Consider the following 13451-nt stretch of genomic DNA (forward strand, 5'->3'; position numbering starts at 1 on the left):
CGCCTATCCATGCAACTGGGCCTGATCGGACTCGGACGGATGGGACGGATCGTCGTCGACCGCACGCTCGCCGCCGGCCACGATGTGGTCGCGTTCGATCTGGACGACGCGGCCGTCGAACGTGCTGCCGACGCCGGTGCCGAGCCCGCCGACTCGATCGACGACTTCGTCGATCGGCTGGGCGCAGACAAGCGCATCTGGCTGATGGTCCCCGCCGGCGAAGCGATCGACGTCACGCTCGCGGAACTCGAGCCCCAGCTGGACGGCGACGATATCGTCGTCGACGGCGGCAACTCCTACTTCGAAGAGTCCGTTCGCCGCGCCGAGTCATGCCCTGCGGCGTATCTCGACTGTGGCACGTCCGGCGGTCCTGCAGGGGCCGAACTGGGATTCTCACTGATGGTCGGCGGCCCACAGTGGGCCTACGACGAACTCGAGCCGGTCTTCGACGCCGTCGCGACCGGGCCCGACGGGCACGAGCGAATGGGGGCCGCCGGCTCGGGCCACTACGTCAAGATGATCCACAACGGTGTCGAGTACGCCCTGATGCAGACCTACGGCGAGGGGTTCGAGTTGCTCCACGAGGGTCGGTACAACCTCGACCTCGAGACCGTGGCCTCGGTCTGGAACAACGGTGCGGTGATCCGCTCGTGGCTGCTCGAACTCTGTGAAGAGGCCTTCCGCGAGGAGGGGAACGACCTCGGCACCGTGGCCGACCGCATCGAGGGCGGGTCGACCGGCACGTGGACCGTCCAGGAGGCCCTCGAGCAGGAGGTTCCCCTACCGCTGATCTACACGGCGCTGTCCGAACGGTTCGGCTCGCGGGCCGACGACGGGCGGTTCTCGCGACGGCTGGCGAACCGGCTCCGGTACGGCTTCGGCCGCCACGAGGTCCCGCGCCAGGAGTAGGGGACCACGACAAGCGTTCCGGAACACGGATATACGACCCCGGAATACGGGCTCACAGTCGTCCTCGTCCGACCGGTATTCCGGCGTATCGGACCATTCTTTTCTCCATGTATGAACGGTTGAAACATTGGGACATCTTCTTTACTCTTGGTCCCCGACCAGGAGTTATGAATTCGCTCGAGCCCACAGCAGATGTCGACACAGCCGACGAGCAACTGAGTATGGCCGTCGTCGATCTCGTCGCCCGGACCAGCGACACCGATCCAGTCGAGTTAGAACCGCTGTACGACGCGATCGATCCCGATCTCCTCGATTCGCTTCCGGCGGAGGCCGGCTTTACCAGTCTCGAGTTCGCGTATCACGGCTATGCCGTAACGGTCACTGTCACGGGCGAGAGCGTCGAGGTAACACTCGAGGACGCAGGGGGGTCGGCCGACGAGTCGACGGACACTCGCATCGATTCGTCTCCGTAAGCCGCTTGGGACCCCGGCGGACGGCGGGCGAACCGGACCCGGGTCGCCGGCGGGAATCAGTGCTTCGATCGCGGAGAATCGGGTTTTGTTCGTGAATACGTGAGTGCCGATCGGGGCCATCGGGTGCGTCGCGGCGGGGTCGATTACCGGTCCCAACCGAACGACGCAGGCACCTCGAGCCGTGGCCAACGGGACGGATAACAGACACACACCACTGTTGCAAGTGAAGTGCCGTCGTGCGGGGTGGGACTGGTGGGCCCGCGATGGGGAACTGTCCCGTCGCTGGTCGTCGTTCGGCCGCACGGATTGGATTCGAACTCGAGAAGCGCCGTCTCACGGCATGACAGCCCGTCTATCGGGAAGTCGATCCGAATCTCCCGAAACCGATCCGCAGTTCCGGGAAAGTGTCACTGCTTTAGATGAAAGCGCGGACTGTTCTCTTGTTCTCCCCCTACACTAGTCTTCACGTGAAACAGTGGTGTGTCTGAGTTCACTTGCATCATATGAAAAGGTGGTTTTAAATATTGTATCTCGCTTGGTACGGACATGCCTCGGTTCGAGCGGAAGCAGAACATCTTCCAGAACAAGGACGCCCTCGGGGAATCGTATCAGCCCGAGCGGATCGAAGAGCGGGACGAGGAGATCGAGGCGTACATGGACGCGCTCCAACCGATCATCGACGGCTGGGAGCCGAACAACATCTTTCTCTACGGGAATACGGGCGTCGGCAAGACCGCTGTCACGGAGTATCTCCTGGACGTCCTCCAGGAGGACGCAACCGAGTACGACGACGTCGACCTCTCGGTGTTGGGCGTCAACTGCAAGACGCTCAACTCGTCGTATCAGGTCGCAGTCGAACTCGTCAACACCCTTCGACCCGCCGGTGCCGAGATCAGCACGACCGGCTACCCCCAACAGACCGTTTTCAAGAAGCTCTACGGCGAACTGGAAGCGCTCGGCGGAACGGTGGTTATCGTCCTCGACGAGATCGATTCGATCGGCGACCGCGATGAACTGCTGTACGAACTCCCGCGAGCCCGCTCGAACGGCTACCTCGAGTCGACGAAGGTCGGCCTCATCGGCATCAGCAACGACTTCAAGTTCCGCGAGCAGCTCGACCCGCGCGTCCAGGATACGCTCTGCGAGCGCGAACTGCAGTTTCCCCCGTACGAAGCGTCCGAACTGACCAACATTCTCGAGTCCCGCGCCGAGGTCGCGATCACGGAGGGAGGTTGTGACGGTGGCGTCCTGAACCTCTGTGCTGCGCTCGCCGCCCGCGACAGCGGGAGCGCCCGCCAGGCACTAGACTTGCTCCGCCTGGCCGGCGAAGTTGCGGAGAACAACGACGACGCCGGGATTCGGGAGGAGCACGTCGAACGAGCGCGGTCGAAACTCGAGCAGGAGCGAGTCGAAGAGGGGATGCGGGAACTGACCACGCACGGTCGGCTCGCTCTGTTGGCTGTCGTCTCGAAGGCCGCCAAGGAGTCGACGCCCTGCCGAACTCGGGAACTCTATCAGGAGTACGAGGCGCTCTGTGAGTCGTCGGGAACCGACTCGTTGGCCCAGCGGTCGGTCCACAACCACCTCTCCGATCTCCGGATGCTCGGTATCCTCTCGGCGAAGGAAAACCGAAGCGGTTCCCGGGGGAACTACTACAGTTACGAACTCGACGTGCCCTTCTCGAGCGCCGTCGACGCGATGGCCGACGTGCTCTATCTCGACGCCGAGATCGAGACGATCCGCGACATCGCGCGGATGAACAGCGTCGCCTGAGTCGGGTTCCGTGGCGGTGGTTCCGGAGACCGACGCGATTGGTATCGTCCGCCCCACACCACCGTTGCAAGTGAACGGCAACCGACACGACGCCGCCCACTGGGCTGTGCTGTTGTGTCCCGTTTCACTTGTACCGGTGGTGTGTCACGGTGACCCATTTCAGATGAACGCGTTCGAACGACACCCGATCGCGCGGTTGTCGGCCCGTTTCACGCGAAACAGTGGTGTCTCGAGTGACCGCTTCCCAGTGGTCACTCTGGCCGCGATGCCGTGACGACGGCGTCCGTTCACGTGCAGGAGTGGTGTCCGCCGCCCCCGAATCCGAGCGCCTCCCACCTGCCCCCGCTCGTTCAGATGTAACCGTGGTGTGTCTCCGTCCGGCGTCGTCTCCCGCCCACGGAATCCGCGAGCCAGCCGTCTCGGTGTTCAGTTGTATCGGTGGTGTGTCTGCGGACGAACCGACGACGAGGGGCCCGACCTCGACCGTCCGGCGGTGGAAGTGCTGCAGTTCGGAGCGGTGTCTCGGCGTCGGCGCTACGCGCCCTCGTCCGGTTCGTAGTCGTCGTAGATACGGTCCATCCGGGCGGCCATCACGAAATCCGTCTTGTGGAGGCCGTCGAGCTTGTGCGTCCACAGTTCGATCATCACCTCGCCCCACTCGAGTTCGATAGCCGGATGGTGCCACTCCGCCTCCGCCAACTCGCCCACCTCGTCGGTGAACTCGAGGGCGTCACGGAAGTCCGCGAACGTGTAGGTCCCCTCGAGATGGTGATCGTCGACCACCGTCCAGACATCGTCGCGGATCTCCGCGCGGTAGTCGGCGTACTCCTCGGGCTCGAGGGGGTCGTCCTCGGTCGTGCAGGCCTCACATTCCTGCTCGGCGAGCGCTGGCTCGGGCATGTGTTGCGCTACCACGGGGTCCGACGTGAAGATTCGCATGGGGCCGCTCTCTCGAGGTGTGTCCGTCATGCCGTCCGTTTTATATGACGACCACGTGACGACAGCAGTATCGAATGCCATCGACGGAAGAGCGTAACCGACATATCGCAGTTCGGTTTTTCGGCGGTGCAGGAAACTATACGACCGTCCTCGAGCGCCTCTGCAAGTACGTCCTCGCCGAGTCCCCGACCGAAGCGGCGGTTCTCGAGTGGGTCGAATCGAACACGCGAGCGACCAGTGACGAAGGCATCCGGCGTCGGCTCACCTTTCTCGAGGATATCGGTCTTCTCGACCGCGATGGCGACCACATTCGACTCACCCAGCAGGGGATGGCGTGGCTTTCAGAGACGGACTCGGGAGTCCTCTACGAACTGCTCTCGAGTACCGTCTCCGGGTTCGATACGATACTCGAGGCACTGCTCGAGGGGCCGAAGACGGACGCCGAACTCGGCAACGCGATCGGGGCCGCCCATCCCGAGTTCGAGTGGACCGATGCGTCCGGCCCCGCCCAACACAGGGGCTGGCTGCAGAGTCTGGGCTACGTCGAGCGCTCCGACGGCATGAACTCCCTGACCGAGAGCGGTCGAGAACTGGCGCGGCGGCGGACCTCGGCGTCTCCGAGCCTCGACCGAGGTGAGTTCTACTCCCAAACCGAGCTGGAAGACGCCTTCGACACCAGATTCGGCTCGTACATCAAGGGCATCAGATCCACGAACGGACGACGACGGAGAGTTGGCGTACGTCATCGTGAAGGCTCGCGAGGACGGCCCCTACGGCGACGAGATCGACGGCGATCGGTTCACCTACATCGGCGAAGGAGTCCCGGCAAAGGGCGATCAGCAGTTGACCGGAGCCAACAAAGCGCTTTGCGATCAGGCCGATCGATCGACCGTCCCGGTGTACTTCTTCTACCAGCCGGCGGACAGCGACGCCCTCCGGTACGAGGGTCTGGTCGACATCGTCGACGCCGAGTACGTTTCCCGGGACGGACGGATGGTCTATCAGTTCACGATGGAACGCCTCGAGATCGAGCCGGCCGAATTCGAAGCGCTCTCGGCGTCCGTGTCCGAGGGGGTCGCGAACGAGGGGAACGACGAACCACCGCTCACTGACGACGAAGAGGGGTTCACCGCAGTCCAGCGACGGGTTCGCTCGAGCGCGTTCCCGAAGACGGTCAAGTCCGCCTACGACTCGCGGTGTGCGATCTGCGGCAAAGCGCGCGAATCGCCCAACGGGACGGTCGACATTGAGGCAGCCCACATCTATCCGAAGCGCGAAAACGGCCGCGACAACGTTCGGAACGGGCTCGCGCTCTGTCGACTCCACCACTGGGCGTTCGATGCCGGGTGGCTCGCGGTGTCCGACGACTACCGGATTCTCGTCGCCGACCGCCCCGATCTCGAGGGATACGAGGAGTTCGCGGCGCTCGAGGGGGATTCGCTGACGCTGCCGGCGGACGAGGACCGCCGTCCGCACGCGAAATTTCTTGCCGCCCATCGGGAGCGGCACGGGTTCGAATCGGCGTAATAGCGGACGCTGCTCGACCTTGCACAGCGCCTCGAGCGACACGACGGCGACAGTCCTCCGATAGGACTGTTCAATGAGCACCTCGAGACTGAAAAAAGCGGCGTGGAAAGGACACGCGCCGGCGGAGTCTCTATCCTGACGTAACGGAGGATTCCAGTGAGTAGCGACGAGCCGATTTGCGGGCGTAGTGACCTCGACACCTCGTGCTGAAGATCCACATATACGGCCTTGTGAAAATGACAATATAGTGGCTAGTCCAGCGGTCGTGCTGAATACAGAGCGCATCTGTTTCATTCACAAGGTACATACATTAACGACGGACAGAGCTTATCATGAATTGGTCCTCAATTACACAATACCGTCGTGAAGCCACGATCATCGTCGGATTCATGTTCCTCCTGAACCCGCTGGTCGTGAGCGCGTACGACATCGGTGATCCAGACTGGTATCGATACGAAGCGAGTGAAGTCGAGTTCTTTGACAATGGGACCTACACGTACTCAAGCGAGCCCGATAGGCCCGAATCTCTCGACTCCGATGTTGCATGCTTTGGTGCTTTACCAAGTCGCTCCTGTGTTCTCGAGCGAGCTATCCACGCGAACGGTAGCATCACGTACGACGGGCCCCCGAGTTCATTCATAGACCACGAATACAATTACGTCTACATCTGGGAGGAGGGATTCTTCCGGCCCGTGACCGAAGAAGGCCAAAACGGGACCGTCAGGTACGGACTCCAGTCCGTACCTCGGGAAGAAGCGCTCGGTTATATCGCAACGCCACTTTCGAGAACCAATCGGGGCGTCCGAACCGCGATCGAGACAGGCACGTACGAGACGAGCGACGAACTCCCCGGCGCTCACGAACTCGTCCAGGCCGGTGACCGCTACTATGTCGTCTATCCGGCTGCATATCACGAGGATAGGGGAGATTGGGGATCAGAGCGGTCCCCGGCGGTCGTCGTGCTTCAGTGGCTGCTCGGGATTATCGGTGCGTTCCTCGTCCTCCGAGGACAACGGCACCGAGTCGAACGGCAATGATTCGGGTGATCACCTAGCCGTCGACCGTAGTCCCCACATCCACTCGTCGATCCTCTTCACTGAACTTACCCTCTGTATTCAGCACACGGTTCCTATCAAGTACTGAGGGTTTCAACAGAGCCGCATAGACGCACGTCGAACGTGTGTTCAGTCCGTTGTTATACTACGTAACGCCTTCCACTGTCTGTAACGGTTCGATCGAGAACCACGTTCGGAGATGATTCGAACGTGGACACGCAGACCCAGCCGCGATAGCGAAGTCAGTCGTCAGTACAGTCGCCTCCACTATCCCCGCGCTGGCGCTCGAGTTCGCGCTCGAGGGCCTCCGCGGTGGGTCCGCAATAGGACGTCGTAAACGAGCGTGATCGATCGGTTGGCGACGGATCGCGGCCGAGATCGTCGCCCGGTTGGTAGGGGATCATCGCCTCGGGGCCGACCAGCAACAGCACGGCCTGGCAGGCCTCCGATCTGATCCCGCGGACGTGTCGCACGGCTTTGCGACGCGTCTCGTGGTCGGCGTGCTCGAGGGCCGCGTCCTCATCGTGGATGGCCGCGAGCAGCGTGCGCGTGAGGTAATCGATCGACGCGAGGCAATCGCGGATGGACTCGGGGTGGTGCCCGCCATCGGCACGGACTCGAGCGTTCGTCGGCGATGCGTCTACTCGGTCGAGGCCTTCAAGGCCCCGCGAATCGTGGTCGGACATGGCTTCCNCATCGGCACGGACTCGAGCGTTCGTCGGCGATGCGTCTACTCGGTCGAGGCCTTCAAGGCCCCGCGAATCGTGGTCGGACATGGCTTCCGGAGTGCTGATACGGGAGCTACTGCGGGCCGGTGCCGTGAACACCGGTCCGTTTCTCGAAGCATCCCACCTGACCGAGTGGGGGTTCCGTAGCTTCCGCCCGGATAGGGTTTCGTTCCCGACTGACTTAGGTTCTTTGCATATACGAATTTCAAAGATCGTATCTACGTATCTGAGAGTTTGAAAACGTCCATATGAGTGTATTTTTGATCGCATGGGCGGGTTCTATTGGCGAGTAGCACACGGATCTCGCTATGCGAGAACGCGCTGACTGGATGGTCCCGACTGACGACGCGATTCTGGAATACGTCCGGGATGCAGGTGAGGTTCCGCCAGCGGTTATTGGACGGAATATCGACTCCCATCCGAATTATACCGGTCAGCGCTGTCGCGATCTTGCGGATCATGGATTACTCGACCGCCAAAGCGATGGCTACTATTCACTCACCAAACTGGGTGCTCGCTATCTCGATGAAGACATCGATGCAGGCGAGTTAGATACTGACCACTGACATTCGTTTCGTCCGTTTGCCTGCATTGGTGACGCAGTTATTCGTCAGTACAGTCATCCCCACCCTCCCTACGCTGGCGCTCGAGTTCGCGCTCGTGGGCCTCCGCGGCGGGTCCGCGATAGGAAGTCGTAAACGAGCGCGACCGATCGGTTGACGACGGATCGTGGTCGGGCTCATCGCCCGGTTGGTAGGGAATCATTGCCTCCGGACCGACCAGCAACAGCGCGGCTTGGCAAGCCTCCGATCTGATCCCGCGGACGTGTCGCACGGCTTTGCGACGCGTCTCGCGGTCGGCGTGCTCGAGATCCGTGTCCTCATCTTGGATGGCCGCGAGCAGCGTGCGCGTGAGATAATCGATCGACGCGAGGCAATCGCGGATGGACTCGGAGTGGTGCCCTCCATCGGCACGGACTCGAGCGTTCGTCGGCGATGCGTCTACTCGGTCGAGGCCTTCAAGGCCCCGCGAATCGTGGTCGGACATGGCTTCNCATCGGCACGGACTCGAGCGTTCGTCGGCGATGCGTCTACTCGGTCGAGGCCTTCAAGGCCCCGCGAATCGTGGTCGGACATGGCTTCCAGAGTGTTGATACGGGAGCTGGTGCAGTCCGGTGCCCATACACTGGACTGCATTTTGCCACGGATCGATCGAATAGACCCGTATATCGTTCCCGTGACAAACAGTGTTGTTCCCAGCCGAATTAAAACTAACGACAGAACTGTTTGTTTAGCAAACCATATTGTTTCTAGCAACTGCACAATGAAAATAGTCAAACAGGGGGAGAACGTCGTGATGGCAGATGCGCCCGAGGTTAGCCGACTGGATGACGCCGGTCGACAGGGACATCCTCGAGTTGCTCCACAACGACGGGGGAGTCCACGAACTCGTTTTGTCTCCTCGAATCATCGCGGAGAATATCGACTGGAGTCGTCAAACGGTTCGGGAACACGTGATGACGCTTCGTGACCACGGACTCGTCGAATACTACGACGAAACCGGCGGCATCTACCAGCTCACGGATCGCGGTCGTTCGTATCTCGAGGGACAACTCGATGCCGACGATCTCGAAGCAATCGACGAGTAACACGGCCACACTGATCTCCATCTGCTTGCGCTCAGTGCCACGAGAGGCGGCGATAGCTGGTGTCCCAAACCACCGCTGGGCGGGACTTTCGACGTGGGAGCGGATCATCCTCATTTTGACGCAGACTCACAACAACACCCTGAAAGCCCCTTTCAGTCCCGCCCGGCATGGCTAGCTGCATCGCGTTCGCCTATTCAGTCCCAAGAAGGCTACGCAAGTGACGAACGCCGACCACTGTCTCTGTTATGGCGTCGCGGGTGCCGTATCGCCGTCGTCGTGTGCGAACGGACTGATGATGAGATCGTCGTAGGGGAAGACCGGTCGCTTCGATTGGCCGTCCTCGTCGAAGCGGATGATTCCCAGTGCCTCGAGAGTGGTCACCTCTTCGTGGACGTTTTTCACGTCGCGGCCGACAAGGCGCGCGGTCTCGCGGATGCTGTCGGGTTCGTCACCGCGGATGACACGCAGGAGCGTGAACGTCCGCTCGTTGAGCACGTCGCTCAGCTGTTGTTCGTTCGCAAACGTTACGATCGCCGGTTGGTCGACGGGGTCACCGCCCTGAAGCGTTCGAATCGCTTCGCGCCCCCCTTCATAGAGCGATGCTGCATCCCCGATCGTGACCAGCAGTACGTTGGTACCTGTCATAATCTCTCACCCTCGGTATCGGATGGTCCGAACCGTTGCTTCGGAATGTCGTCCCAGAACCGCTCGTACAGGGCTTCCATCCCCGGGAATTCGATCAGTTGCGGTTCCGGATCCGGCACGACGTGCCGTTCGTGACCTTTCGTATCCTCGTGGGCGTTGTCGTATCGGCAGAGTGTGCCGTCCTCGAGCGTCTCCGGCCCGGGAGTGAGTCGTCCGTAGTGGAGCGTGTACCGCCATCCCGACGGATACGCGTCGTCGTCCGTTCGGCGGATCGATAGCCGGACGAGCGTCCCATCCTCGTAGACGTGCGAGCGACTGTACCCGTCGAGATCGTCGGCAACTGGTGCCATCCGCTACTGTGTTGGTTTGTCAACCAACGGCAAAAACGTAACGGAGGTCCGTCCAGTCACGCTCAGCGGTGGCTACTGCCAGTCGCGTTTGTACGGCGCGTCTCGAGTGCTCCGAACCAAACCAACTCAAACGGGCTCCCGAAGCGCCCAGATGTCCTCGAGTGGCTCGAGCCGGCTCGGCTCCGCCCCACGCTGAGTGAGAATGCCCGCATGGTACAGCATCGCTTTCAGTTGGAACACCGTCGGCGAGTGGTAGACGGAGCCGTCCTCGAGCGCCGCGGATTGAAGTTCACCGGCTTCGGTGAGCACGCGGCTCCGGACACCGTCGGTCCCGCGGATGAACAACTCGACGGTGAACGACGGATGCAACTCGTGGAGGTACTCCACGACAGCCACGAGCGACGGCTCCGCGAACCCATCGTCGTGCATGCACTGGAGTTCGCGGACGAGCAACTCCGTCGCCTCGTAGTCGAACAGCACGCGGCGGGCCAACTGGCTCCACGCCGGCGCGAGATCGGCGAACCGTTTTCCCGACCGATACCAGTTCTCGAACTCTTCGAGGGCCGCCTCGACGCTCCCGTAGCGCGCTCTCGCGAACCTGACGACTTCCTCACCGAGCGAGGTCAGTTCGACACTCGCGCTGCCTTCGACACCGACGCCCTCCTCGATCAATCCGAGGAACGCGGCCCCCTGTCGGGCGCTATCGACGGCGCTCACGACCTTGTACTCCGACAGCAGCGTCTCGGTGTCACCGGCCGCGTAGTGTGCCAGCGGATAACCCAGATAGTTCTTCGGATGGTTCAGGCCGAACGACGCGTCGGCGACGCCCTGCGCGCTCGCCTGAAACCGCAGCGCCGTCGCCTCGGTCGTCGTCCGATTGCCGACGACGCGGGGCACCTCGAGCGCGGTCACGCTCCCGGCGGCATCGACGCCGAGCACGCCGACGTTCAACTCCCGCGCGAGCGTCCGATCGGTCTCGGAGATGGCGGCCGCCGGCGCGGCGAGATACGCCGCGTTCGCCTCGTGAAGCCGATCGTAGGCCTGGAGGATACCACGCTGGGTATCGACCCCGCCGCTGGTCTCTCCTTTCGCCTCGATGGCGATCAACGGCGGCTCGTCGCCCAGTCGCTCGACAGCGAGGAGGTCCGACTCGAGGTCGCGGACCCCGACGAGGTCGGGATACCCGCTCCCGATCCGAACGTGATTAAACGGTGCCAGACGGTCGCGGACGGCCGCGTCGACGGGCTGTCCGGGGAGCCACTCCGCCATGGCGAACTGGGTGTCGGCCACCGCGTAGGCGGTCGACTTGTCCTCGTCGGGAAAGAGCCGCCGCTTCGTGTGGGCCAGCACTTGCGGTTCCGACAGCGACCGGGCCGCACTACTCATAGCTCAGCATTGGCCACTGGTCCCAATAATGTTCTGGCGAGCGACCGATCGCGCCCGTGCCTGTGGCGCTCGCCTGTCATTGCCGAACTGGTCGGCCGGGGACGGGGCCGTCGAGCGTCGCCACGCCGGTCAGGCGTCGCCGTAGCGATGCCGCAACATGCAGCCAGCGACAGCGGCGACGAGCGGTCGACGACCAGCCCGGTACCGAGCGCGATCGGGATGTAGGTCAGCGGGACCGCTCCCGCGACCACGCCGGCCTGTGTGCCCGACAGCCCGAGTTCGTCGATGATCGACGAGAGATACGCCGGCAGCGAGAACCAGATGAACAGCAAGCAAGTGTAGCCGATCGTCTCGACGGCGACGACACCGTACGCGCGGCGACGACGCATCCGATCAGTCATCCGCCCGTGGATGGGTGACGCCGATCCGAGTAGTTTGCCGTAGCGGGACAATGCTTCGATTTCAACCCACCGAACCCACCGCTTTCCGTCAGCACGCCGTCCGGTACCCCATGACGCCCGAAGAGCGCGCCTTCCTCGAGCGGGCCCGCGTCGCCGCGTTAGCGACCGTCGACGCCGAGGGACGACCGCATGTGGTGCCGATCTGTTTCGCGGTGCTCGCGCCCGCGGCTCGATCGACCCGGCCGGAGCCGGCGAACGCGAGAGGGACCGGGAACGGCGCTCCCGACGACGAAACCGACGGGATCGCACTCGTTTCGGCGATCGACGAGAAGCCGAAATCGACCGTCGATCTCCAGCGCGTGCGGAACGTCCGGGCGAACCCGCGTGTGACGGTGCTCGTCGACCGCTACCGCGAGGACTGGTCGCGCCTCGCCTGGCTCCAGGGTCGCGGCCGGGCGCGGATTCTCGAGTCCGACGCATCGAGCCACGCCGACGCCGTGAGCGCGCTCAAGGCGAAGTACGATCAGTACGGCCACCACGAACTCGGCGACCGTCCGATCGTTTCGATCGCGATCGAGCGAACCGTCTCGTGGGGCGCGCTCACGGACGAATAAGGGCGTGCGGACGCGGTCAGTCGTCGACGAGCGATCGCTCCGCGTTCCCGACGATGAGCAGGGTCCCTGCGACGACGGCGACGGTCGTCACCAGCGGGTTTACGACGCCGAGGGCGGCCGCGGGAACGGCGATCGCGTTGTAGACGAACGCGAGCCCGAGGTTCTGCCTGAGTCGGGCGCGTGCGGCCCTCGCGAGGGCGAACGCACGTTCGACCGCCGCGAGGTCGTCGTCGACGATCGCGACGTCGGCCGCGTCGGCGGCGAGCGCCGTCCCGCTGCCCAGCGAGATGCCCAGATCGGCCGCGGCGAGCGCGGGCGCGTCGTTGGTCCCGTCGCCGACCATCGCCACGCGGGCCTCGGCTTGCATCCGCTCGACCGCCGCCGTCTTGCCGTCCGGCGAGACGCCCGCGAAGACGTGATCGACGCCCGGATGCCGGTCGAAGACGTCGGCTGCCGTCCCGTCGTCACCGGTCAGGACCACGACGTCGACCCCGTCCTCGTCGAGGGCCGCGACCGTCTCGTCCCACGCCTCGCGAGGTTCGTCGCCGACGATCACGATGCCCTCGGCGGCCCCGTCTCGACCGACGACGACCGGGAGCCGGCCAGCCTCGCGCGCCCGGTCGATCGTCGCCTCGAGATCGGACGCGACCGTCCACCCGCGGTCCCGAAAGAGGTCGGGGTGGCCGACCAGTACCGTCCGGCCATCGACGATGCCCTCGACACCGGTCGCGTGGGTGTGAAACTCCCGGACCGGCAACTCGCCGGGGACGGCCGATCCGCCGTCGGTGCGGGCCGTTCCGTCGGCGTCGATCGCACCATCGCCACCGCCGAACGCCTCGGCGATCGCCGCCGCGGCCGGGTGGGCCGCCCGCTGCTCGAGGGCGGCGGCCGCCGCGAGCAGGTCGTCGGGGGCGTCGGCTTCGCGAACGGTCATCTCCCCGGTCGTGAGCGTCCCGGTCTTGTCGAAGACGACGATATCGACCGCGCGCAGGCGCTCGAAGAC

14 protein-coding genes and 2 pseudogenes are annotated in these 13451 nt (G+C 63.4%); 8 read left to right on the top strand and 8 right to left on the bottom strand.

Translation table 11 applies throughout. The features are described from left to right. Positions 1–9 precede the first annotated feature (9 nt). The 3 genes from gnd (at position 10) to C486_RS08210 (ending at position 3155) form a co-directional block, all read left to right on the top strand. Entirely contained in the window at positions 10–909 is a 900-nt protein-coding gene (gnd, locus tag C486_RS08200) for a phosphogluconate dehydrogenase (NAD(+)-dependent, decarboxylating) (protein ID WP_008455024.1), read from the top strand. A gap of 167 nt (positions 910–1076) precedes the next feature. After that, positions 1077–1382: a HalOD1 output domain-containing protein gene (locus C486_RS08205; protein WP_008455026.1), complete on the top strand. Its 306-nt coding sequence runs from the start codon at positions 1077–1079 to the stop codon at positions 1380–1382. 546 nt (positions 1383–1928) lie between these two features. Next, positions 1929–3155, top strand: a complete 1227-nt coding sequence (locus C486_RS08210) for an orc1/cdc6 family replication initiation protein (protein ID WP_008455028.1) — start codon at positions 1929–1931, stop codon at positions 3153–3155. Between the two features lie 534 nt (positions 3156–3689). Here the strand turns inward: C486_RS08210 and C486_RS08215 are convergent. After that, positions 3690–4055, bottom strand: a complete 366-nt coding sequence (locus C486_RS08215; protein ID WP_049910302.1) for a 4a-hydroxytetrahydrobiopterin dehydratase — start codon at positions 4053–4055, stop codon at positions 3690–3692. A gap of 113 nt (positions 4056–4168) precedes the next feature. Here C486_RS08215 and C486_RS08220 point away from each other — a divergent pair. Together C486_RS08220 and C486_RS08225 are read left to right on the top strand one after the other, a co-directional pair. Further along, positions 4169–5621: pseudogene (locus C486_RS08220) on the top strand (HNH endonuclease). 332 nt (positions 5622–5953) lie between these two features. Continuing rightward, positions 5954–6658 carry a hypothetical protein gene (locus C486_RS08225; RefSeq protein WP_049910287.1) on the top strand — a complete coding sequence of 235 codons (705 nt, stop codon included), beginning with the start codon at positions 5954–5956 and terminating at the stop codon, positions 6656–6658. 260 nt (positions 6659–6918) lie between these two features. Here the strand turns inward: C486_RS08225 and C486_RS08230 are convergent, their stop codons facing one another. Beyond that, complete coding sequence (locus tag C486_RS08230) at positions 6919–7362, bottom strand: hypothetical protein (protein ID WP_049910303.1); 444 nt, start codon at positions 7360–7362, stop codon at positions 6919–6921. Between the two features lie 350 nt (positions 7363–7712). On the opposite strand from C486_RS08230, the gene C486_RS08235 reads away from it, so the two are divergent. After that, positions 7713–7970 (top strand): hypothetical protein, encoded by a 258-nt coding sequence (locus C486_RS08235; RefSeq protein WP_008455035.1) that lies wholly within the window; start codon positions 7713–7715, stop codon positions 7968–7970. A gap of 37 nt (positions 7971–8007) precedes the next feature. Here the strand turns inward: C486_RS08235 and C486_RS08240 are convergent, their stop codons facing one another. Further along, entirely contained in the window at positions 8008–8451 is a 444-nt protein-coding gene (locus C486_RS08240) for a hypothetical protein (protein ID WP_008455037.1), read from the bottom strand. A 340-nt stretch (positions 8452–8791) separates the two neighbouring features. Between C486_RS08240 and C486_RS08245 the strand changes: the two genes are divergently transcribed. After that, positions 8792–9052, top strand: a complete 261-nt coding sequence (locus tag C486_RS08245; RefSeq protein ID WP_008455039.1) for a winged helix-turn-helix domain-containing protein — start codon at positions 8792–8794, stop codon at positions 9050–9052. Positions 9053–9295: 243 nt separating this feature from the next. Here the strand turns inward: C486_RS08245 and C486_RS08250 are convergent, their stop codons facing one another. From C486_RS08250 to C486_RS20130, 4 genes and pseudogenes are all read right to left on the bottom strand, one after another. After that, positions 9296–9697, bottom strand: coding sequence for an HVO_A0114 family putative DNA-binding protein (locus C486_RS08250; protein ID WP_008455041.1), 402 nt, complete (start codon positions 9695–9697; stop codon positions 9296–9298). Beyond that, positions 9694–10047 (bottom strand): toxin-antitoxin system TumE family protein, encoded by a 354-nt coding sequence (locus C486_RS08255; protein ID WP_008455043.1) that lies wholly within the window; start codon positions 10045–10047, stop codon positions 9694–9696. Before C486_RS08255 ends, C486_RS08250 begins: the two co-directional genes overlap by 4 nt. A gap of 126 nt (positions 10048–10173) precedes the next feature. Continuing rightward, positions 10174–11433 (bottom strand): hypothetical protein, encoded by a 1260-nt coding sequence (locus C486_RS08260; RefSeq protein WP_049910290.1) that lies wholly within the window; start codon positions 11431–11433, stop codon positions 10174–10176. Positions 11434–11591: 158 nt separating this feature from the next. Beyond that, positions 11592–11834: pseudogene (locus tag C486_RS20130) on the bottom strand (MFS transporter); the annotation flags it as partial. Positions 11835–11944: 110 nt separating this feature from the next. Here C486_RS20130 and C486_RS08270 point away from each other — a divergent pair. Then, the gene (locus C486_RS08270) at positions 11945–12448 is read left to right on the top strand and encodes a TIGR03668 family PPOX class F420-dependent oxidoreductase (protein WP_049910293.1); all 504 of its coding nucleotides are present in this window, start codon (positions 11945–11947) and stop codon (positions 12446–12448) included. Positions 12449–12464: 16 nt separating this feature from the next. On the opposite strand, the gene C486_RS08275 is transcribed toward C486_RS08270, so the two are convergent. Next, the coding region (locus C486_RS08275) for an HAD-IC family P-type ATPase (protein WP_008455055.1) at positions 12465–13451 on the bottom strand (987 nt) is incomplete at its 5' end.

The organism is Natrinema gari JCM 14663, from assembly GCF_000337175.1.
Lineage (GTDB): Archaea > Halobacteriota > Halobacteria > Halobacteriales > Natrialbaceae > Natrinema > Natrinema gari.